Source organism: Microbacterium lacus, from assembly GCF_044794305.1.
GTDB classification, from domain to species: Bacteria; Actinomycetota; Actinomycetes; order Actinomycetales; family Microbacteriaceae; genus Microbacterium; species Microbacterium lacus_B.
Map to the genome: position 1 here is coordinate 3,327,055 of NZ_CP084996.1, position 21,900 is coordinate 3,348,954.

General features: G+C 66.7%; 19 protein-coding genes. 8 read left to right on the forward strand and 11 right to left on the reverse strand.

The window, feature by feature from the left end:
• Positions 1 to 12 precede the first annotated feature (12 nt).
• The 6 genes from LG299_RS15615 to LG299_RS15640 form a co-directional block, all read right to left on the reverse strand.
• Positions 13 to 807 (reverse strand): aquaporin, encoded by a 795-nt coding sequence (locus LG299_RS15615; protein WP_404431867.1) that lies wholly within the window; start codon positions 805 to 807, stop codon positions 13 to 15.
• 93 nt (positions 808 to 900) lie between these two features.
• Complete coding sequence (locus LG299_RS15620; RefSeq protein ID WP_404431869.1) at positions 901 to 2,202, reverse strand: DUF58 domain-containing protein; 1,302 nt, start codon at positions 2,200 to 2,202, stop codon at positions 901 to 903.
• A 4-nt stretch (positions 2,203 to 2,206) separates the two neighbouring features.
• Positions 2,207 to 3,172 (reverse strand): AAA family ATPase, encoded by a 966-nt coding sequence (locus LG299_RS15625; RefSeq protein WP_404431871.1) that lies wholly within the window; start codon positions 3,170 to 3,172, stop codon positions 2,207 to 2,209.
• Positions 3,169 to 4,359, reverse strand: a complete 1,191-nt coding sequence (locus tag LG299_RS15630) for a DUF4350 domain-containing protein (RefSeq protein ID WP_404431873.1) — start codon at positions 4,357 to 4,359, stop codon at positions 3,169 to 3,171. Before LG299_RS15630 ends, LG299_RS15625 begins: the two co-directional genes overlap by 4 nt.
• Entirely contained in the window at positions 4,356 to 5,027 is a 672-nt protein-coding gene (locus LG299_RS15635; protein WP_404431875.1) for a DUF4129 domain-containing protein, read from the reverse strand. The genes LG299_RS15630 and LG299_RS15635 overlap by 4 nt, the downstream gene beginning before the upstream one ends.
• Positions 5,024 to 6,364, reverse strand: coding sequence for a hypothetical protein (locus tag LG299_RS15640; protein WP_404431877.1), 1,341 nt, complete (start codon positions 6,362 to 6,364; stop codon positions 5,024 to 5,026). The genes LG299_RS15635 and LG299_RS15640 overlap by 4 nt, the downstream gene beginning before the upstream one ends.
• Positions 6,365 to 6,546: 182 nt before the next feature.
• Between LG299_RS15640 and mtrA the strand changes: the two genes are divergently transcribed.
• From mtrA to hpf, 5 genes are all read left to right on the forward strand, one after another.
• Positions 6,547 to 7,227: an MtrAB system response regulator MtrA gene (gene mtrA / locus LG299_RS15645; RefSeq protein WP_404431879.1), complete on the forward strand. Its 681-nt coding sequence runs from the start codon at positions 6,547 to 6,549 to the stop codon at positions 7,225 to 7,227.
• A 7-nt stretch (positions 7,228 to 7,234) separates the two neighbouring features.
• A complete protein-coding gene (gene mtrB, locus LG299_RS15650; protein ID WP_404431882.1) occupies positions 7,235 to 8,914 on the forward strand; it encodes an MtrAB system histidine kinase MtrB in 1,680 nt (559 codons plus the stop codon).
• On the forward strand, positions 8,911 to 10,587 hold the full coding sequence (locus LG299_RS15655; RefSeq protein WP_404431884.1) for a GerMN domain-containing protein: 1,677 nt from the start codon (positions 8,911 to 8,913) through the stop codon (positions 10,585 to 10,587). The genes mtrB and LG299_RS15655 overlap by 4 nt, the downstream gene beginning before the upstream one ends.
• 94 nt (positions 10,588 to 10,681) lie before the next feature.
• A complete protein-coding gene (locus LG299_RS15660) occupies positions 10,682 to 11,365 on the forward strand; it encodes a ComF family protein (RefSeq protein WP_404431886.1) in 684 nt (227 codons plus the stop codon).
• A gap of 88 nt (positions 11,366 to 11,453) precedes the next feature.
• Complete coding sequence (hpf, locus tag LG299_RS15665; protein WP_404431888.1) at positions 11,454 to 12,113, forward strand: ribosome hibernation-promoting factor, HPF/YfiA family; 660 nt, start codon at positions 11,454 to 11,456, stop codon at positions 12,111 to 12,113.
• A gap of 87 nt (positions 12,114 to 12,200) precedes the next feature.
• Here hpf and LG299_RS15670 read toward each other — a convergent pair whose 3' ends face one another.
• The 3 genes from LG299_RS15670 to LG299_RS15680 all read right to left on the reverse strand — a co-directional run bounded on the left by LG299_RS15670 (position 12,201) and on the right by LG299_RS15680 (position 16,074).
• Positions 12,201 to 13,553, reverse strand: coding sequence for a hypothetical protein (locus LG299_RS15670; protein ID WP_404431890.1), 1,353 nt, complete (start codon positions 13,551 to 13,553; stop codon positions 12,201 to 12,203).
• A gap of 91 nt (positions 13,554 to 13,644) precedes the next feature.
• Positions 13,645 to 15,387 (reverse strand): DEAD/DEAH box helicase, encoded by a 1,743-nt coding sequence (locus tag LG299_RS15675; protein ID WP_404434922.1) that lies wholly within the window; start codon positions 15,385 to 15,387, stop codon positions 13,645 to 13,647.
• Positions 15,388 to 15,483: 96 nt separating this feature from the next.
• The gene (locus LG299_RS15680; protein ID WP_404431892.1) at positions 15,484 to 16,074 is read right to left on the reverse strand and encodes a PadR family transcriptional regulator; all 591 of its coding nucleotides are present in this window, start codon (positions 16,072 to 16,074) and stop codon (positions 15,484 to 15,486) included.
• A 182-nt stretch (positions 16,075 to 16,256) separates the two neighbouring features.
• On the opposite strand from LG299_RS15680, the gene secA reads away from it, so the two are divergent.
• Together secA and LG299_RS15690 are read left to right on the forward strand one after the other, a co-directional pair.
• Complete coding sequence (secA, locus tag LG299_RS15685) at positions 16,257 to 19,079, forward strand: preprotein translocase subunit SecA (protein ID WP_404431894.1); 2,823 nt, start codon at positions 16,257 to 16,259, stop codon at positions 19,077 to 19,079.
• Between the two features lie 50 nt (positions 19,080 to 19,129).
• A complete protein-coding gene (locus LG299_RS15690; RefSeq protein ID WP_404431896.1) occupies positions 19,130 to 20,356 on the forward strand; it encodes a pyridoxal phosphate-dependent aminotransferase in 1,227 nt (408 codons plus the stop codon).
• 65 nt (positions 20,357 to 20,421) lie between these two features.
• On the opposite strand, the gene LG299_RS15695 is transcribed toward LG299_RS15690, so the two are convergent.
• On the reverse strand, positions 20,422 to 20,856 hold the full coding sequence (locus LG299_RS15695) for an Rv3235 family protein (protein WP_404431898.1): 435 nt from the start codon (positions 20,854 to 20,856) through the stop codon (positions 20,422 to 20,424).
• 128 nt (positions 20,857 to 20,984) lie between these two features.
• Here LG299_RS15695 and LG299_RS15700 point away from each other — a divergent pair, with 128 nt between their 5' ends.
• Positions 20,985 to 21,587 (forward strand): hypothetical protein, encoded by a 603-nt coding sequence (locus tag LG299_RS15700; protein WP_404431900.1) that lies wholly within the window; start codon positions 20,985 to 20,987, stop codon positions 21,585 to 21,587.
• Between the two features lie 11 nt (positions 21,588 to 21,598).
• Here the strand turns inward: LG299_RS15700 and LG299_RS15705 are convergent, their stop codons facing one another.
• Entirely contained in the window at positions 21,599 to 21,880 is a 282-nt protein-coding gene (locus tag LG299_RS15705) for a helix-turn-helix domain-containing protein (protein ID WP_404431902.1), read from the reverse strand.
• Positions 21,881 to 21,900: the final 20 nt, after the last annotated feature.

Consider the following 21,900-nt stretch of genomic DNA (forward strand, 5'->3'; position numbering starts at 1 on the left):
AGATGCGCGAGCCTACTTCACGCGGGCCGGAGCCTGGATGGGCTTCGGCGCGGCCGGCTCGAAGAGCGCGCGGTGGAGGAGTCCACCGAGGACACCGCCGACCAACGGGAACACGATGAAGACCCACAGCTGCAGCAGCGCGTCGGGGCCGCCGTAGATCGCGGTAGCGATCGAGCGCGCAGGGTTGACCGACGTGTTGTCGATCGGGATCGAGGCCAGGTGGATGAAGGTCAGCGTCAGGCCGATCGAGAGGCCGGCGAGGTTTCCCGCGCCGCGCTTCGGGTTCGTGACACCGAGGATCACCATGATGAAGATCGCCGTGAAGATGATCTCGGCGATGATCGCTGCGCCGAGACCGAAGCCGCCCGGTGAACCGAACGCACCGTCGCCGTACCCGTTGCTGGCGAAGCCGCCGTCCTGTGCGGCCGAGAGCCACCCATCCGGTCCGAAGGTGCCGATCAGCACGAGGAGGGTGGTGGCCACCACGCCGCCGACGATCTGCGCGACGATGTAGCCGGGCGCGTCCTTCCACGCGAAACGGCCGGCCACTGCGAGGCCGAACGTGACTGCCGGGTTGAAGTGGCCGCCCGAGATCGAGCCCCACGCGTAGATACCCGCCATGAGCGTCAGGCCGAAGGCGAGTGCGACGCCGAGAAACCCGACGCCGAGCGGCGTGTTGTTTTCGGCTACGCCGAAGCTGGAGGCGAAGAGGGCTGTTCCGATTGAGCCGAACACGAGCAGAAATGTGCCCAGCGCCTCGGCGATGAGTTTGGTGGAGGTCTTGGGCTCCGAGGTGTTATCCGACATGGCGGACTCCTTTCCTTCGCCGCCGAGCGTAGCGCTATGCTCAGCGGATTCTCAGGAAGCCATGCGGGTTTCACGAAGTGTACGACGACCGTTCTACAGCTGTCCGGCCGCTTTGAGGGCGAGATATCGGTCAGCGATGCGCGTCGGAAGGGACTCTGGGTCGGCCGCGATCGCTTCAGCGCCGGCCCGCTTCATCGCCTTCGAGACACGGGACGATTCGCGCTCCGCACGCGCCACGGCGGCCAAGCGATAGATGTCGGCCGCGTCGGGTCGTTCGGGGAGGGGAAGGGTTTCGGTGGTCACCGATCCGACGAGTACTCGCGTGCGGGCCGTCAGCGAGGGGAGCGATCCGAGGAACCCTCGAGCGGAATCGACGGCATCCTGTGCGGTCAGCACCACGACCAGCGAGGGGCGTGAAGTGAGCGCTCGCACTTGAGCGAACGCAGCATCCCAATCCGTATCGATCAGCTGCGGCTCGACCGGAGCCATCGCGTCGACGAGAGCAGGGAGAAGCGCCGGGCCGTCCACTCGGCTCACGCGCGCACGGATGACGCGGTCGAACATGAGCAGGTGCACGTGGTCGCCTGCTTGTCGGGCGAGGGCGGCCAGCAGCAGCGCGGACTCCATGGCCGCATCCAACCGCACGCCGTCGGCCACACGCGCGGCAGCCGTGCGGCCGGTGTCGATCACGATCACGACCTGCCGGTCGCGCTCGGGGCGCCAGGTGCGGATCATTGTGCTGGAAGAGCGGGCCGTCGCGCGCCAGTCGATCGAACGCACGTCGTCTCCGCGGACGTACTCGCGCAGACTGTCGAACTCGGTGCCCTGCCCGCGCACCTGCACACTCGTGGACCCATCCATTTCACGCAGCCGCGCCAGGCGCGAGGGGAGGTGACGCCGCGAGGTGAACGGGGGGAGGATGCGTATGGCACCGCGCTCATCGATGCGGCGTTGGCGTCCGGCGAATCGCAAGGGGCCATCGGAGCGAACGACGACGAATCGAGAAACGAGTTCGCCACGTCGACGCGGACGGAGCGGAACCTTCACCGTCTGCACCTCATCGGGAGCGACCGAGACAGCCACCCGCTCGAGTGGAGCACCGGCCGTCGGCTGCCACGCGTCGCGCAGGCGTCCGCGAAGGGTACGCGTCCCGGTGTTTCGGAGGCGGACCTCGGTGATGACGTTCTCGCCGAGCAGGGCGCGCTTCGGCGCCGCGCGTTCGACGATGATGGCCCGCGGACTCGGGGCGGCCGCAGCATCCGCCAGTGCCAGCACCGTGCACAACGCCAACCAGCCGCCCGTTGCGACCCACCCGCTGACCCCCGCGACAGACAGCAGAACGACGGGCACGACGCCGAGGGCGACGAGCAGGGGAAGGCGGCCGGTGATGTACATGGGTCTAGAGAGGTACGCGGGTCTGCTGCATGACCGAACTGAGCACCGAATCCACTGAAACACCCTCCAGTTCGGCATCGGGGCGCAGCCGCACGCGGTGCCGCCACGTCGGAACCAGCATCGTCTGCACGTGGTCAGGAGTGATGGCGGGGTAGCCGCCGAGCCATGCCCATGCCTTCGCCGCAGCCAGCAGCGCGGTCGCCGCACGCGGGCTCACCCCCACCTGCACCGACGGGCTCACGCGCGTCGCGCGAGCGAGGTCGACGACGTACGCGAGCAGATCGTCAGAAACGGCGACGGATGCTGCGGCCCGCTGCGCGGCGCGAAGCTCCTCGGCGGTGGCCGCGCGGCGCAGTCCCGCCGCGGCGAGATCGCGCGGGTCGAAGCCTTCCGCGTGACGCCGCAGGACTGCGACCTCGGCGTCGCGTGCGGGCACGTCGACGATCAGCTTCAGCAGGAACCGGTCCAGTTGAGCTTCGGGCAGGGTGTACGTGCCTTCGTGCTCGATGGGGTTCTGCGTTGCGGCGACCATGAAGGGGTCGGGGAGCGGGCGAGTCACACCGTCAGTCGACACCTGGCGCTCCTCCATCGCCTCCAGCAGTGCGGCTTGGGTCTTCGGCGGGGTGCGGTTGATCTCGTCTGCCAAGACGATGTTCGTGAAGATCGGGCCTTCGCGGAACTCGAATTCTCCGGTGCGGCTGTCGTAGACGAGCGATCCCGACACGTCGCCGGGCATGAGGTCGGGCGTGAACTGGATCCGCTTGGTGTCCAGACCCAACGCCGTGCTGAACGCGCGGACGAGAAGTGTTTTGGCAACGCCCGGCACGCCCTCCAGCAGCACATGGCCGCGCGCAAGGAGGGCAATGAGGAGGCCGGTCACGGTGCCGTCCTGGCCGATGACCGCCTTGCCCACCTCGAGGCGGACGCGGTTCATCGTCTCGCGCAGGGCGACGTCGGAAGTTTCAGTCATCGGGTGTTCCTTTCGGGATGCTGGGAGGCGTGCACAGACCCCTCGAGGTCCGAGAGTCGCGTGTAAAGGGAGATGAGATCGGCGTCGCTGCGCGGCATGTCATCGACCAGGACCGTGCGGATCGACGCGCGATCTCGTCCTGTCTGAGCAGAAATGGCATCCACGATCTCGTCGACGCCGGCCGCGGGACCGAGGCCCAGGTCGCGTCCGATCCGCTCCAGCGCCGCGATGCGCAGCTGATCGGCGGCATGGGTGGCATCCCGCGAGCCCGCGTAGAGCCGCGCGCGCCCTTCGGTCGTCTCAGAAGCCCGCACGGTCACCGGGAGGCGCTCGGCGACCAGAGGGCCGAACCGCCGACCGCGCCAGATGCCGGCCGCGAGCCCCGCCGCGAGGAGAAGGACGATCGCGGGGCTCACCCACGGTGGGGTGAGTTCGCCCAGGGTCGGCTCGGCGTTCGGCAGGTCGGTGTCGGCCAGAGTGGGCACGTACCAGACGACGGTGGAGTAGCGACCCATGAGGTTCAGGGCGAGTGCCGCGTTGCCATTGTCGGCCAGCGCCGAGTTGACAAAAAGTGCGCGCCCATCGACCGCCGAGATGCGATGCGTGCCGTCCTCCCCGACCAGCAGCCCGGCGCCCGATTCCGTTGCGTAGCACGCGCTGACGGGCCCACCCCCTGGCTCGAAGACGGTGCCTGGAGCAATGCCCCCGGCACGCTGCGCCTCGGCGAGCTCGCAGCTGGGCTCAATGAGAGTTCCAAAGCGGACCCCGTCGACCTCCGACCCAGGAAGGAAGAGCCGCAGAGTGCGCGATCGTGGGTCGATCAGGACGAGGTCCATCGCGGCCGTGCCCAATTCGCGCACCGCATCGTCTGAGAGTGCAGGGGAGTCGGGCAGGACGAGCGTTGAGTCCTGCTCGCTGAGCGCGGTGAGCGCGGTGAGCCGTTCGTCCGTGACAACGACCTCGATGCCGCGGTCGCGGAGGATCTCGGCGAGCGCGCGGGTGCCGTTTGGGCCCGGCGACTCCGGGTCCATCGCATCGCGCTCGGTGAAACTACCGAGGTTGGAGAGGGAGGCACCGACTGCCCCGACCACCAGAATTGCGATCGCGATGCCGACCCAGAGCAGGACTCGGCGAGGACGCGAGGGCGCCACGTCCACCTCCGGGGCCCGGCTCGGTGCGATCGTCATCGGCTGGCACCGACTGGTTCGGTCTCACGCGGTCGCGCCGCCGCGATCGTGCGGTCGAGACCCGCGACTTGTTCGTACAGTTCGCCGGATCCGGGACGGCGCAGGTAGCGGACGTCGTCGAAGATCGAGGCGGCCGTCTCGAGGTCGGTGGCCGAGGCAGGAAAGACCTTCGCCGCGGAGCGGGCGAAGCTGTGCACGGTTGCTCCCGGTGGCGTGCGAACGACCGCGCGCTCGGCGGTCGAGCGTGCAAGAGCACGCATACGCACGATGATCGCGGCGTCCCATTCCGACTTTGCCGCGTGGGATGCTGCCACCCGCCGCAGCTCATCGGCCGAACGCTCTTCGGCTTCGCCGAACAGTTCTCCGAGAGCACGGGGTGCGCGCCGGATGGAGCGGGGAACGCCCCAGATCACGAAGGCGATGACGATGAGGGCGATCACGATGCACGCGGCGATCAGCGCGAGCGTCGTGCCCCACTCCGCGGACGGCTCAGAGGAGAACAGCCCGCTGATGAAGTCACCCACCGCGCGCGCGATCCGGTCGAAGGTCGTGGGCTCGGCGATGTCGTAGACCGGGTCGGCGAGCTCTTCCTCAGCCCAGCGGCGCGCCTCGTCGCCGTCCGGGATGAGCGGAGCGACCTCGGCAGACCACGACCGGAACGGGCTCACGACCACGGCGAGTCGGGATCGGTCTGATCACGGGCTCCACCGGGCGCGGCCCACGTCGTGGGCGATGCCTGTTCGGTCGGCAGTGTCGGGCGTGGCGGCTGCTGCGGAGCCTGGGCAGGGGCGTACGGCGGTTGCTGCGGGTATCCGCCCGGCGTCGGGAACCCAGATTGCGGATAGCCGGGCTGCGGCGGGTATGCCTGTTGGGGGTAGCCCTTCTGTGGGTACGCAGGCTGGGGGTAGCCCTGCTGGGCGTACGCAGGCTGGGGGTAGCCCTGCTGGGCGTAGCCCGACCGTACGATCTCGCGACCGATGTGCTCTCGATAGGGGTTCGCGAGGCCGGTGGTCCCGGCATCCCGTCGCTCGACGTAGGCCAAGAGATCGAGATCGAGGCCCTCGCGGCGCATCCGGCAGTCGATGTAGATCAATGCGGTCGCGGTGGACTGCACGACGACGGCGATCGATTGAATCAGCAACAGCGCGGCATAGGTGACCCCGAGCGACACGATGATCGTGATGATCGCCGTGGTGTCGGGATCTCCCGTGGGCGAGATGATCGAGGTCAGTCCGCTGGTCAAGAAGGTGAACGGCAGCCCGATGACCTGACCGACAGCGCCGAAGATCATCGAGATCAGAAAGATCACGCCGAGCGATGACCAGAATCGTCCGCGGATGAGGGTCCAGGACCGCCGGATGGCACCGCCGATGGTTGCTCCTTCGACGATGATCGCAGCCGGGGCGAGCAACAGCTTGACCGTCAGCCACCAGACGAGCGGGATCGCGGCGAACACGAGCAACACGCTCGCCAATACGGCAACGGGCGCCGCAACGAGCGCGATGGCCACCAGTGCGCCACCGACAACCACGACGAGGGCGACCACGGCGAGAGTCAGAAGGATGGCATAGCCGATGAGGCGCCACACGATGGGCTTGACCTGACCCCACAGCGCACCCAAGGGGAGCTTCTCGGCCACGGCCGCGTGGGTGACCTCGGTGACCACGACCGCCTGGACGATCGTGCCCATTGCGCCGGCGAGGAGGCCGAGGATCAAGCCGGCGATCGAGGTGATGGCAACAGACCCCGCCATGACGGTGTTGAAGTCATCCGAGCCGGGTTGCAGAGTGTCCAGACGCGAGAAGCTCGCCCACGCCACGCCGCCGATGGCAACGAGGACGACGATGTACGTGACCGTCTGGACGATGAGGGCGAACCCGAGCAGGACCCGCGGGTTCTGGCGCAACGCGACGAACGAACGGCCGAGGATCGTGCCGAAGCCGAGCGGATGCAGGGGGATGATCCCCGGACGGGATGCCGGTGTCCATGCCGGATAGGCGGTCACGCGGGGCCTCCTTGCGGGTCGAGCCCGATCGGGCTGGATGACTATCGTGTCATATCGCCTCGGACGTGCTCTGCGCGGCATATTAGGTGTGCGTACAGCCACGTCCATTACTCTGTGTAAACGCATGGGGATGCCGCGACCAGTGGTGCCCGTTGCCTTACGCAAAGGACGATCGCGTTTCAATGACTTCACGAATCCTGGTAGTCGACGACGACACCGCCCTCGCCGAGATGATCGGCATCGTGCTGCGCACGGAGGGCTTCGACACCGTCTTCTGCGCCGACGGCGCCAAGGCGGTCGATGTATGGCGTGCCGAGCGACCTGACCTCGTCCTGCTCGACCTCATGCTCCCTGGGATGGACGGCATCGAGATCTGCCGTCGCATGCGTGCGGAGTCGGGCGTGCCGATCATCATGCTCACGGCCCGCACCGACACCGCCGATGTCGTCCGCGGACTCGAGGTGGGCGCCGACGACTACATCGTCAAGCCCTTCAACCCGAAAGAGCTCGTCGCGCGTATCCGCACGCGTCTGCGCCCGGTTGCAGCCTCGACCGGCGACGTGCAACGCGTGGGGGATCTCACGGTGGATGTCGCTGCCCACGAGGTGCGTCGGGGCGAGACTCCGATCGCGCTCACGCCGCTCGAGTTCGAACTGCTCGTCGCGCTCGCATCCAAGCCGCAGCAGGTGTTCTCGCGTGAAATGCTCCTCGAGCAGGTGTGGGGTTACCACTACAAGGCCGACACCCGACTGGTGAACGTGCATGTCCAGCGCCTGCGGGCCAAGGTCGAGCTCGACCCCGATAATCCCAAGATCGTGACCACTGTGCGTGGGGTCGGCTACCGCGCTGGTGCCGTCGTCTGAGAAGACTGTGTCAACGGGAGGCGCCAAAGGCGCGGCATCCCGGACCTCGCTCCTTCGTCTGCGCGATTGGAGGTCGTGGCCCGAGAACTTGGCGAGCCTGTGGCGTCGGTCGCTGAAATTTCGGACGATTCTCGTCACGCTCGCGTTGACCGCGCTTGCGGTGCTGATCGCGTGTCTGTGGATGGCGATCTCGGTGCAGGACGACCTCTTCACCTCGCGCAAGGATCAAGTCCTCGCCGACTCCCGCCGCGCAACAGCGATCGCTCAACAGACGCTCGATTCGGCGGAGGTGCAAGGAAACGCCCAGCAGCTCCAAGCGCTCATGTCGGACGTCAACACGAAGCTCGCCCAGCAGGCCTCCAGCTACTTCGCCGCGGGCTTCCGCATCGAGACCACTCCTTCTCCCATCGCTCCGCAGAACTTCATTCTTGGCGATCCGCAGATCGAGGGAGCGATCACTGATGAGCTCCAAGAACAGGTCGCGCAGTCACCCGATCAACAGCGCTGGCAGTCGGTCGCGCTCACAGGCTCGGACGGAAGCTCAATTCCGGGGATCATGGTCGGTCAACAGCTGCAGGTGCCCGAGGTCGGTGCTTACGCGCTGTACCTCGCGTTCGATCTCGGCGCAGCATCCCAAACCCTCGGCTTCATCTACGGCACGCTGTGGGTCGTGGGCATCGCGCTGATCCTGCTCATCGGCGGCATCGCGTGGTTCGTCCTTCGTTCGGTCACCACACCGATCGGCGAGGCGGCCGAGACCAGCGCGAAGCTCGCCGCCGGTCAATTGGATGTGCGCCTGCCCGTGCGCGGTGAAGACGAACTCGCCACGCTGGGTCGTTCGTTCAACGCCATGGCAGACAGCATCGAGTCGCAGATCAAGGAACTTGCTGACCTTTCTCTCGTTCAACAGCGCTTCGTCTCGGATGTCTCGCATGAGTTGCGCACTCCGCTGACGACCATCCGTCTGGCAGCGGACATGATCAATGACCAGCGCGACGACTTCGATCCGGCGACCGCCCGAGCCGCCGAGCTGCTCAACAACCAGGTTCAGCGGTTCGAGACGCTTCTCACCGACCTCCTCGAGATCAGCCGCTACGACGCCGGGTCTGTGCAACTCGAGCTCGAAGCAACGTCCCTGGCGCATCTGGCGGAGGACGTGATCGCGTCGATGGAGCAGCTCGCCGAGCAGCACGGCACCGATGTGCGCCTCGTCGCACCGGGTGGGTACTCGCCCGTCGACATGGACCCGCGGCGCGTGCGACGGATCGTCCGCAACCTGCTCGGTAACGCGATCGAGCACGGTGAGGGCAGGCCCATCGTCGTGACGGTCGACAGTGACCAGCAGGCGATCGCGCTCGGAGTGCGCGACTACGGCTTGGGCATGCGGGTCGAAGACGCCGAGCGCGTGTTCGATCGTTTCTGGCGCGCGGATCCCTCCCGCAAGCGCACGATCGGGGGGACCGGACTGGGGCTCTCGATCGCCCTCGGCGATGCGCGCCTCCACGGCGGCGAGCTGGCCGTGTGGTCAGCGCTCGGACGCGGCACGAACTTCGTACTGACCCTTCCGCGCAACGGACGGCACCTCACCGCGCCCTCACCCATTCCCCTCGATCCCGGTGACGACTCCGTCACGGGCGCGCCAGACCTGGGCCTCACGCAGCCGATCGATGTGCGGGGCCTGTCATGAGGCGGCGTCGCGGCATCCTGATCTCTGCGCTCGCCGCACTGTCCGCGATCGTCCTGTCGGCGTGTGCCGGGCTGCCCTCGAGCGGGCCGGTCAATGAGGGTCTCTCGGCGAATGAGGAGGGGGGCGCGCCCGACCTGTCGTTCATCCCCGACCGTCCCCAACCGGGCGCCACGCCCGAAGAGATCGTCGAGGGATTCATCCGTGCCGGTTCCGGACCAGCCGGTGGATGGTCTCGCGCGTTCGAGTTCTTGGCGCCGGGGACGGAGTGGAATCCGAATGCGGGCGTGATCATCGACGTCTCCAGCGAACGCGATCCGTCGGCGGTCGACAGCGACAGCGTGACGATGACGGTGGCGACGGTCGCCACCGTCGATGATCGCGGCGCCTACGAACCCAGCGAAGGCGGCACGACCCCGCTGCCTTTCGAACTTGCCCTCCAAAGCGACGGCGAGTGGCGCATCACCGATGCACCCGACGGCATCGTGCTCGATCGGGATGTCTTCACGAGCGTGTTCCGCAAATACTCCCTGATGTACTTCGATCCGACGTGGACGTACCTCGTGCCCGACGTTCGATGGTTCGCGACGACGAACATCGCGACGCGCATCACCGATGCTCTGGTGAACAAACCCCGCAGTGAGTGGCTCGCGGAGTCTGTCGGAACGGCCTTTCCCGACGAGGTGACGGCGAGTCCCGCCGTCCCGGTCGCGTCGGGTCGGGCAGAGGTCACCCTGAGCAACGAAGCGGGCGGGGTCGACCAGACGGCGCTCAATCGCATGCAAACCCAGCTCGAAGCGAGCCTCGCTGGTGCAGGGATCACGTCAGTCGACATGCTTGTCGGCAACGCATCGCTGAGCGCCGAGACCGTGATCACCCGTCGCACGACGGTGACGGGACCACCCCTCGTGCAAATCGAGCAGGGATTCGGATTCTTGGTCGGGGACGACCTTTCGAGCATCCCGGGTCTATCGGAGGCCATGGACGGTGTGCCGGCTGCTGCGGTGCAAGTGTCGCCGAATCGGGATGCTGCTGCCGTCCGTTTGACCGAAGGCACCTCGGTCCGCGTCGGCGCCGACGGTTCGCTCGCAGAGGTCGACTCGCGTGCGGACCTCGTTGACCCGTCCATCGACCCGCAGGGTGTCATCTGGAGTGTGCCGAGGTCGAATCCCCAATCCGTGATTGCGCGTCTTCCCGACGGTCGTGTCATCCAGATCGCCGAAGCGTGGCCAGACGCGACGCACATCGACGCCATGGTGGTCTCGAGAGACGGCGCCCGCATCGCAGCCCTTGTCACCTCGGGGGGCCGCACGGCGGTGTGGATCGCCGGTGTCGTCCGCGGACCTGACATGATGGCGCCGACCCGGCTGAGCGATCCGATCCTGCTGGGGGCGGTTGTCGGAACGGGGGTCGGGCTGGCCTGGCTCGATGACACCACGGTCGGTGTTCTTTCGAGCGACGCGGAGTCAACGCTGGTCCTGGAACAGCTGATCGGAGGTCCCGGAGCGCCCGCGGCAGGCCCCGACGGCGTCACCTCGATCGCCGGCGGAAGCAACATCTCGAGCGTTCGCCTTCGCGGGGCGGACGGCAAGATCTACGTCAAGCGCGGAGCAAACTGGCAAGAGACCGTTTCGGATGTGCTGGTGCTCGCCACCCAGCAGGGCATGCCGGAGTAGTGTCTTCTTCTCCCCAGCAAGCATGGGGGAGCAACTGTCCACCGATTCGCGCGGAGCGGGTTGCGTCTCTCGCTCGGACGACGACGCTGGTCGGATGGAAGCATCCGCCGATCTGTCGACCATCGTGCGTGGCGCGTTCGCCGACGCGCTCGCGCTCGTGCTGCCGGTGGTGTGCGCCGGGTGTGACGAGCCCGACATCGCGCTCTGTGCGGCCTGTAGTGAGTGCCTCCGGCCAGCGCCCGTGCGGCGCGACCTCGCGTCCGTCACGGTGTGGAGCGGGCTTCGGTTCGAGGGGGTACCTGCACGCGCGATTCGGGCGCTGAAAGAAGAATCCCGCACGGGTCTCGCGCGCGATCTCGCTCCCGCACTGCGATCCGCGGTCGAACGGGCGGGTGGCGGCACCCTGGTTCCCATCCCCACCTCGCGCGCATCGTTTCGTCGTCGGGGGTTTCGCGTTGCCGAACTGGTGGCCGGGCGCGCGGGTCTCCCCTCCGAACGGCTGCTGCGCGTGCGGCGGCAGACCGCTGATCAACGCGGTCTCGATCTCGCCGATCGGCGGGCGAACGTTGCAGGCAGTCTTCTCGCTCGGGATGCTGCATCCCGCCGCGTCATCGTGCTCGACGACGTCCTCACCACCGGAGCGACCATAGAGGAGGCGGTGCGGGCCCTCACAGCAGGTGGGGCGCTCGTGATCGGAGCAGTCACTATCGCTGCGACCCCCAGGCGAAATCAACGACAGAGTGAACATTCGGCCGACACATCTGAAACTCGCGCGTGACACAGGACCTGCGCGGGGCTAGCGTGGGCAAGACAAGGCGACTGATGGTCCGCCCTTGACCGGGTGGACCGGAACAAGGAGGTCAAGGATGGAAACCAACATTGTCGGCGTGGGCGTCAGCGTGTCTGATCGTTTTCGCGGCGTGGTTGACGAGAAGGTCGTACGCATCGAGCACCTGGCTCCGCGCGCACAACGTCTCGACATCAAGGTGACCCACCGCGCGTACCACAACGGACGCGTCGAGGACGAGACGGTCGAGCTGACGTTGACGGGCAAGGGCCCGATCGTGCGTGCCGAGGCCGTCGACGGCGACAAGTTCGTCGCGCTCGATCTCGCCGTCGACAAGCTCTGTGAGCAACTGCGGCGTGCGAAAGACAAGCGAGTGGATGCGCGCAAGCACCCGCGCGGTGCGCGACTCGACAAAGAGACCGGATCGATTTCGGGCGTTGACGTGCAGCCGGCCTCGGCCGAAGCGCTACGCGCAGTCCGCACGGGCGAGATTCCGATCATCACCGGCAACGAAGAAGAGGCGGACTACTCGCCGGTCGTCATCCGCACGAAGGAGTTCGGTCCCGAGTGGATGAGCGTCGAAGACGCCGTCGACCGTATGGAGCTGGTCGGGCACGACTTCTTCCTCTTCATCGACGCGCGCACTGACCACCCGAGCGTGGTTTATCGCCGCAAGGGCTGGGACTACGGTGTGATTTCGCTCACGACCCAGACGGCTCCTGAAGAGGGCGCTGCCTAGCGCGAAAGCTTTCGAACGAACGGATGCCGCGGCCCCGGGTTCTCACCCGCACAGGCCGCGGCATCCGTCGTTTGATACCGACGTTCGTCAGTCGAACATGCCGTCCAGCAGGCTGCCGATCACGAGACCGCCGAGGATGCCGCCCATGAGGTCGTTCCCGCCACCGCCGCGCCGACCGCCGCCCCAGCCCTGCTGCTGCGGTCCGCCCCAGTTCTGGTCTTGCGGGCGGGAAGAGTCGATGTCGCGCTGAGCGAGCTGGAGGGCCTCACTGGCGAGGAACCCGACGCGGCGGGCCATCGCCATGGCCTGGTCGCGGTGGTCTTCGTCGATCGTCGTCGCGGCGGCGGCCGAGGTGCCGAGGTAGCGGTCGAGATCGATGCGGATCCGCTCGGCCTCGGCGAGGCGTGTGCGCGCGTCTGAGCCGATCCAGCCCCGGTGTCCGGCGATTACGTCGCGGACGACGGCGAGTTGGCGGTCGGCGTCGTCGATCGAGTGGCGGACGTGTTCGAGCGGGGGGATGACGCGGGCTGCGCGCTCCCGCGCGGCCGCGATCGCGGCATCCAGTCCGGTGTTCGCTTCGCGGAGTCGCGTGAGGAGCGTGAACGGGTCGGTGTTGACCCCAGCGGCGGGCAGCGCCGCCAAGGCCTCGTGAAGCGCGACGATGGCCGCGGTCACACCGGGGTTCGCGGGCTCGCGCATAGCCACCACCAGGTCTTCGCGGGAATCCTCGATGATCGCCGACAGCGTCGACTCGGCGCGGAGCGCCTCGACTTCGAACGTCTCGACGGCCTCGAGCAGGGCACCCGCGCGGCGGGAAGCTTCGGTGGCGGCTTCGAGGGCGAGGTTCGCCTGCTCGCGTTGCCCGGCTTCGCGACGACGCTCCGAGATTCCGGCGCTGTGCTCGGCGAAGCCGATGAGCTGCTCGGCCTCTGCCGGGTTCGCTTCGACGCGCTGCATCGCTTCTGCGCTGTATCGCGCCCGCAGGCGGGCGAGGGTGTCGCGGGCGTGGGGGAGGCGCGCACGCTGGCGCGCAGCATCCGCCCGCACACCGGCGATGATCTCGGGACCGCGGCGTGCGCGCTCGATGGGCGCGGCGAGGGCTTCGGTGCGGTCATCGAGCAACTCTTGGGCCCATTCGCACAACTGGACGATGCGCGCGTGTCGCGTCCGCAACTCTTCGGCGGTGTCGGGGATCTCGTCGTGGTTCAGCTGGTTCAGGTGGAACGCCTCGGCGAGATGCGTCCGCACCGCGGTCAGTGCGTCACGAAGATCTTGCGTGGGCTCGTTGCCCAGTTCTGCTTCGGCGAAGGCGAGTTCGTCGGTGGTTACTCGGATGCGCTCGTCGGCGGCGACGAGAGCTGAGCGTGCCCGCCGTGCAAGGTCGTCATCCTGAGCCTCGAGTGCTTCGTCGCGCTTACGTTTGCCCCAGAATCCAGCCATGTATCGATCCTATGGTCGGCGTCCGTGCGCAAGCTGTGCACGCGGGGCCCGCCGGGCCCGCGTTCGCGCACGGCGATCACACGAGCGGCCGTCAGTGCTGGTCGCTGGATGTGTGCCGGGGCTTGCGCGGCGGTCGGTCGTCATCGCGCTTGCCTCGACCGGGGGCGCCGGTGTCGAGGCGCAGTTCGATGAGCTTGCCCGAAATGCGGGTCTCGGCCAGGCGGTCGAAGGTCTCGCGGGGCAGGTTCGACGGGAGTTCGACGAGCGAGAAGTCGGGGCGAATCTGGATCGCGCCGAAGTCGCCGCGGCTGAAGCCCCCCTCGTTGGCGAGCGCGCCGACGATCTGACGGGGCTCGACGCGGTGACGCTTGCCCACCGCGATGCGGTAAGTGGACATGTTCGCGCCGGGGGTGCGCGGGCGACGTTCGGGACGCTCGCCGCGGTCATCGCGGTCGAACCGACCCGGGCGGTCGCCGCGGTCGGACCGGTCATCGCGTTCGCGACGCTCGTAGACCGGGCGTGCAAGGTCGGGCTCGAGCAACAGGGGCGACTCGCCCTGGGCGACGACGGCGAGAGCGGCCGCCACATCCACCTCGGGCACGTCGTGGTTGCGGACGTAGTGGGCAATCACGTCGCGGAATCCGTCGATGCGCTCGCTCTGACCGAGCGCGGCGGTGATGCGGTCGTCGAAGCGCGCCAGGCGGGTCACATTCACGTCGTCGACGCTCGGCAGCTGCATCTGGGTGAGCGGCTGGCGGGTGGCGCGTTCGATGGCTGAGACCAGTCCGCGCTCGCGTGGAGTGACGAAACTGATGGCCGCGCCCGAGCGGCCGGCGCGTCCTGTGCGACCGACGCGATGCACGTACGACTCGGTGTCGGTCGGGATGTCGAAGTTCACGACGTGCGAGATGCGCTCGACGTCGAGCCCGCGGGCGGCGACGTCGGTGGCAACGAGGATGTCGAGCTTTCCCGACTTCAGCTGGTTGACCGTCTTCTCGCGTACCGGCTGAGCGACGTCACCGTTGATGGCGGCGGCGGAATACCCGCGCGCGCGGAGCTTCTCGGCGATCTCTTCGGTCACGCTCTTGGTGCGGCCGAAGATGATCATGCCTTCGAAGTTCTCGACCTCGAGGATGCGGGTGAGGGCATCCATCTTCTGCTGGAACGACACGATCAGGTAGCGCTGGGTGATCGTCGAAGACGTGGTGGTCTTGGTCTTGACCGTGATCTCTTCGGGGTCGTTGAGGTATTGCTGCGACATGCGGCGGATGGTCGAAGGCATGGTCGCCGAGAACAGTGCGACCTGCTTCGTGGACGGGGTGTCGGCGAGGATCGTCTCGACGTCCTCCGCAAAACCCATCTTCAGCATCTCGTCGGCCTCGTCGAGGACGAGGAACTTGAGCTCGGTCAAATCGAGCGTGCCCTTGGCGAGGTGGTCCATGATGCGACCCGGGGTGCCGACGATGATGTGCACACCGCGGCGCAGGGCCGACAGTTGTACGCCGTAGCCCTGTCCGCCGTAGATCGGCAGGACGTGCACGCCCTTCGTGTGTGAGGCGTACTTCTCAAACGCCTCGCACACCTGCAGGGCGAGCTCGCGCGTCGGCGCGAGGACAAGCGCCTGCGGCGTCTTCTGCGACACGTCGAGCTGGTCGAGGATCGGCAGCGCAAACGCTGCGGTCTTACCCGTTCCGGTCTGGGCAAGCCCCACGACGTCGCGCCCCGCGAGCAGGGTCGGAATCGTTGCCGCCTGGATCGCCGAGGGGGTCTCGTAGCCCACGTCGCGGAGCGCCTTGAGCACAGACTCTCCGAGTCCGAGGTCTGCGAACGTCATCGCGGCGGGCTCCTGCGGAGCCTCGACCTCGATCGGAGTGTCGGTTTCGGTCACGCTTCAGGGTACTGGGTGCCGCCTGTGCGACGACAGGACGCGCTAGGCGGCGCGGCCCGGCCTGCCGCGTTTGGGTCGCCCAGTTGCCAGTTCCAGAGCCATTGAGCGCGCAGGATGCTGAGCAAGGCGCTGTTCGATGTGATTGAGCCAGCGAAGCTCGGCGTCGACGGAGAAAGTCATGGAATCTGTCACGAGTGCGCGCACGAGCTGTTCTGCGCTCTCCGGCTCGGGATCGGCGGCGCTGGCGGCCTGCAGCGACGTGAGGCGTGCAGTCGAGGCAAGGCGCTGCGACTGTATGACCCCAGCGACGTCCACTCCCGGCAGGGTCGCTGCCACCGCGAGCTTGATCGCGAGTTCGTCGCGGCTCCCGGCACTGCGTTGCACCGGGGAACGCCACCAGTCGCGGACTTCGGCGGTGCCGGCATCAGTGATCTGCCAGTAGACGTGACCCTGCGCGTCAACGTCACCCCTCGTGACCAGTCCGTCGCGCTCGAGACGATCAAGGGTGTTGTAGATCTGCCCGACGTTCAGTGGCCAGGTCGACCCTGTGCGCCGGTCGAACTCGGTGCGTAGCTGATAGCCGTAGCAAGGTCCCTGATCGAGGATCGCCAACAAGCTCTGTCTGACCGACATCGTCGTCTCCTGTGCATGTCACGTATGTAGTTTCGGAGTATATACATACCCAAAATCCACACCCATCCACACTCAGCCCACTCCAAGATCACGGGCGGGTAACATAGGCGGGTATGCCTGGACTCTGTGCCAGGCGGCATCGGCGCCGTTTTCGCGCCGCACTCGAAAGATGGAGATCGTCCGTGGCCAACCCGCTCGAGAAACTGCTCCGCGCCGGAGAAGGACGTATCCTCCGGCGCTTGCAGCAGGTCGTGAAAGCTGTAGGCGCCCTCGAAGAGGACTACGCACACCTGACCGACGAAGAGCTCCGAAGTGAAACCGTCGAACTTCGTGCGCGCCACGAGGCGGGGGAGTCCCTCGATCAGCTGATGCCCGAGGCGTTCGCCGCTGTTCGCGAAGCCGCGAAGCGCACGATCGGTCAGCGCGCGTACGACGTGCAGATCATGGGTGGCGCGGCGCTTCACCTCGGCAACATCGCCGAGATGAAGACCGGTGAAGGCAAGACGCTCACCGGCGCGTTCCCGGTGTACCTCAACGCGATCGCCGGTAAGGGCGTGCACGTCGTGACGGTCAACGACTACCTCGCGTCGTACCAGTCCGAACTCATGGGTCGCATCTATCGCGCACTCGGCATGACCACCGGCACGATCACCGCGGGGCAGATCCCCGAGGTGCGCCGTCAGCAGTACGACGCCGACATCACGTACGGCACCAACAACGAGTTCGGCTTCGACTACCTCCGCGACAACATGGCGTGGCGCAAAGAAGATCTCGTCCAGCGCGGCCACTTCTTCGCCATCGTCGACGAGGTCGACTCGATCCTCATCGACGAGGCCCGCACGCCGCTCATCATTTCGGGCCCGTCTTCGGGCGAGGCCAACCGCTGGTTTGTCGAGTTCGCGAAGCTCGCACAGTCGCTCGAAGCGGGCGTGGACTACGAAGTCGACGAGAAGAAGCGCACGATCGGTGTGCTCGAGCCCGGCATCGAAAAGGTCGAGGACTACCTCGGCATCGACAACCTGTACGAATCGGCGAACACGCCGCTGATCTCGTTCCTGAACAACTCCATCAAGGCACTGGCCCTCTTCAAGCGCGACACCGACTACGTCGTCATCAACGACGAGGTCATGATCGTCGATGAGCACACCGGCCGTATCCTGGCCGGTCGTCGCTACAACGAGGGAATCCACCAGGCGATCGAGGCGAAAGAGAGTGTGCCGGTCAAGGCCGAGAACCAGACGCTCGCCACGGTCACCCTGCAGAACTACTTCCGCCTCTACGGCAAGCTCGCCGGCATGACCGGTACCGCCGAAACCGAGGCGGCAGAGTTCATGTCGACCTACGACCTGGGCGTGGTGCAGATTCCGACCAACCGGCCGATGATCCGCAAAGATCAGTCCGACCTCGTCTACAAGAACGAGCAGGCCAAGTTCGCGCAGGTCGTCGAAGACATCGCGCGTCGCCACGAGACCGGCCAGCCCGTGCTCGTCGGAACGGTCAGCGTCGAGAAGAGCGAATACCTCTCGCGCCTCCTCGCGAAGAAGGGCATCAAGCACGAGGTCCTCAATGCGAAGAACCACGCGCGTGAGGCTGAGATCGTCGCCCGTGCCGGTCGCCTGGGCGCGGTCACCGTCGCCACCAACATGGCTGGTCGCGGTACCGACATCATGCTCGGCGGCAACGCCGAGTTCCTCGCGGTGGCCGAAATGAAGACCAAGGGCCTGGATCCGGTCGAGACTCCCGACGACTACGAGGCGGAGTGGGATGCCGTCTACCAGTCGATGAAGGATGTCGTTGCCGGCGAATCTGAGAAGGTCGTCGAAGCTGGCGGTCTCTACGTGCTCGGCACCGAGCGTCACGAGTCGCGCCGCATCGACAACCAGCTGCGTGGACGCTCGGGTCGCCAGGGTGACCCCGGAGAGAGCCGCTTCTACCTCTCGCTCACCGATGACCTCATGCGCTTGTTCCAGTCGGGTGCGGCAGAGGCAATCCTCGCGCGCACCAATTTCCCCGACGACGTCGCGATCGAATCGTCGATGGTCAGCCGCGCGATCAAGTCGGCGCAAAGCCAGGTCGAGTCGCGCAACGCCGAGATCCGCAAGAACGTCCTCAAGTACGACGACGTCCTCAACCGTCAGCGCGAGGCGATCTACTCCGACCGCCGTCACATTCTCGAGGGCGATGACATCGCCGACCGCGTGGGCCACTTCATCGAAGACGCCATCAACGCCGTGATCGACGACCACACCGGCTCGGGTCACACCGAGAGCTGGGACTTCGACGCGCTCTGGACCGAGCTCAAGACCCTGTACCCGGTCAGCGTCACGATCGACGAGGTCGTCGCCGAGGGCGCCGGCCGTCGCGGTGGAATCACCTCGGAGGGCCTCAAGCGCGAGATCCTCTCAGACGCCACGATCGCTTACGCCGCTCGTGAAGAGACCCTCGGCTCGGCGGCTACTCGCGAGCTCGAGCGCCGTGTCGTGTTGCAGGTGCTCGACCGCCGCTGGCGCGACCACCTCTATGAGATGGACTACCTGAAGGACGGCATCGGCCTGCGCGCAATGGCGCAGCGCGACCCCCTGATCGAGTATCAGCGTGAGGGCTTCACGATGTTCCAGTCGATGATGGGCCAGATCAAAGAAGAGTCGGTCGGCTACCTCTACAACCTCGAGGTTGAAGTTCGTCGCCAGGACGGTGAGGCTGTCACGCAGGTCGAGGCGAAGGGTTTGGGTGCTGCTCCGGCGGATGCCCAGCGGCTGCAGTACACCGCGGCCAACGACGCTGGCGAGGTGGAGGTGCGCAACGAGCGCGGTCAGGTGCAGCAGGCGGCGACGTCGAAGCTCCGCCAGGCTGCTGCTGCAGCCGGGGCCGCGCAGGTGCCTGCCGCTCCTGCGACTGAACCCCAGCGCGGTGCTTTCGGTCAGCGGACGGATGCTTCGTCCCCCGCGGCGACTCAGGCTCCGCAGAACCGCGCTCAGCGCCGCGCGTCCGACAAGAAGAAGTAAGGGCCACTCGCGGGCGATTGGCCTCGCCGGGCCGGGGATATCCTGATCCGATGAGTCCGCTTCGCACCCTCGACCAGTCCAGCAAGCTCCGGGATGTTCTTTACGAGATCCGCGGGCAGGCCCTGGTCGAGGCCGATCGGCTTGAGAACGAGGGTCACACGATCCTGAAGCTGAACACGGGCAACCCCGCGGTGTTCGGTTTCGAGGCCCCGTTCCAGATCGTGCGCGACATGATCGAGGCGATCCCGCACGCGCACGGGTACAGCGACAGCCGCGGCATCATGTCGGCTCGCCGTGCGGTGGTGTACCGCTACGAGCAGGACGAAGCCTTCCCGCCGTTCGGACCCGAAGATGTCTTCCTCGGCAACGGCGTCTCCGAGTTGATCACGATGGTCATGCAGGCGCTCCTCGATGAGGGTGATGAGGTACTGATCCCCGCGCCGGACTATCCGCTGTGGACCGCGATGACCAGCCTCGGAGGCGGCAACCCCGTGCACTACCTGAGCGACGAGCAGAACGGCTGGCAGCCCGACCTCGAAGACATCCGCGCGAAGGTGACGCCGCGCACCAAAGCGATCGTCGTGATCAACCCGAACAACCCGACCGGGGCGGTGTACTCACGTGAGGTTCTCGAGGGCATTGCCGAGATCGCGCGCGAGCACTCACTGCTGGTGCTCGCCGACGAGATCTACGACCGGATCCTCTTCGATGACGCGGTGCACATCCCGATGGCCTCGGTCGCACCGGATCTGCTCGTGCTCACCTTCAACGGGCTCTCCAAGACGTATCGCGTTGCCGGCTACCGATCCGGCTGGCTCGTGATCACCGGACCCAAAGCGCACGCAGCAGGCTTCCTCGAGGGCATCACGCTGCTGGCCTCCACCCGGCTGTGCCCGAATGTGCCGGCTCAGCACGCAGTGCAGGCTGCGCTCTCCGGTGTGCAGTCGATCGACGCGCTCATCGGCCCCTCAGGTCGTCTGCATGAGCAGCGGGATGCTGCGTGGGAGGCTTTGGAGTCGATTCCCGGGGTGTCGTGCGTCAAGCCCCAGGGTGCGCTTTACGCGTTCCCGAGGTTCGATCCTGAGGTCCACGAAATCCGGGATGACGCGAAGTTCGTGTACGACTTCCTTGTCGCCGAGCACGTTCTGCTCGTGCAGGGGACCGGGTTCAACTGGGCGACCCACGACCACGTGCGCATCGTCACGCTGCCCGAGGCTCGGGTGCTCACCCAGGCGATTGAGCGACTGGGAAATTTCCTCGCCTCGTATCGCCAATAGAGCGTGACGCAGTCGAGTGGATCGGCCACATCGTTGGGGCCGACCCGCCCGGGTCGTGACGCTCTCTAGAGCAGTGCGAGGGACGTCGCGCGCCAGCGCCCGTCCATGCCTTCGAGCCGGATGGGCACGGAGCGAGTGCGGGCAGGGCCCTGCACCACCACTGTGGCCTCGATCACGCCGTCGGCAGGCGAGGACTGGTGTACCGACAGGATCGTGTGCACCGGGCGGCGGGCGGGCACACCGCGCGCTGAACGTGCTCGCGTCGCGAGATTCGCTCGGGTGACGAGCTTGCGGTATGCGTCTTCGGTGAGCCAGCGGGCGAGCTGGTCGACCTCTCGCACACCGGCGAAGACCTCGAGGATCCCGCGCGTGAGATTGCGGAGGAACGGCTCGGGGTCCGGGAGTGACGACGAAGAAGTCCGCTGAGGTGCGAAGAACTCGGAGAGTTCGTGCACACCGTAGGGATATGCGCGGGAATTGCCCGCTGGCTGCGCTGCCATGGCTACCTATCTCGACAGGGGGGTTGTCTTGACAGAAGTACAACACATGGCGAACTCTCAGGAAGAACCGGTCGGCGACCTGTGGATAACTCGTGATCCACTCGTAACGATTGGCCTAATCTGCGTGGGTGCGCTGGGAAAGATTCTTCGACGATCTCGAAGACCAACTCGCCTCCGAATGGGAGGCCGAACGCGCCGCGCTCGACACCGAAGCCGAGCGTTTGCGGCTCTCGCGCGTCGTGCTCCGAGAGCGTCTTGTCGCGTTGGTGAAGCGCGATCGGTCCACGCCTTCACCGACCTTCGAATTCACGGACGGCATGATCGTTGTGGCCGAAGTCTCGGGTGTCGGAGCCGATTGGGTCGGTCTTGAGCCTGCGGAGGGTCGTCGCGGCGCGATGCTCGCACCACTCGGTTCGCTCATCGGCGTCGGGATGCAGCATCCGGATCTCCTTCGCAGCGCACGACCGGATGACACTCGATCGCCGTTGGCTGATCGCATGACCTTCGGCTACGCGCTTCGAGATCTGGTGCGCCGCCGGACGGCGGTCGTGGTGCACCTCGCCGGCGGCAAGGCCTTGGCCGGAACCATCGATCGCGCCGGAGCGGATCACTTCGACATCGCGCTTCACGAGCCCGGTGCGCCGCGTCGTGCAGACGCGGTCACGGGCTTTCGCGTCGTCCCGTTCGCCGCGGTGGCGTGGATTCGCCTGGACGGTCACGCAGCCCTTTAGTGCAGATGCGGTCAGTCGCCGTGACGAATGTGGCCGGTGCCCCAGAGTTCGGGGAAACTCGCTTCCTGCGACTCGTTCCACAGCGCCATGCGCCGGGCGATCTCTGCCTGTGCATCGAGGTACTCGGCGAGGCTGGCTTCTTCGATGCGCCAGCGGGCCGGGGCACCGACGCGAACGCCGCGCACTTCACCCCGCTGGACGAGGGTCATGACCTCGTCGACCGATACGCCGAGGATCTCGGCTGCCTGAGCGGGCGCCAGCAAGCGCACCTCAGCGGTCGGGATCTCGGGCATGCCACCATTATGGCCGCACC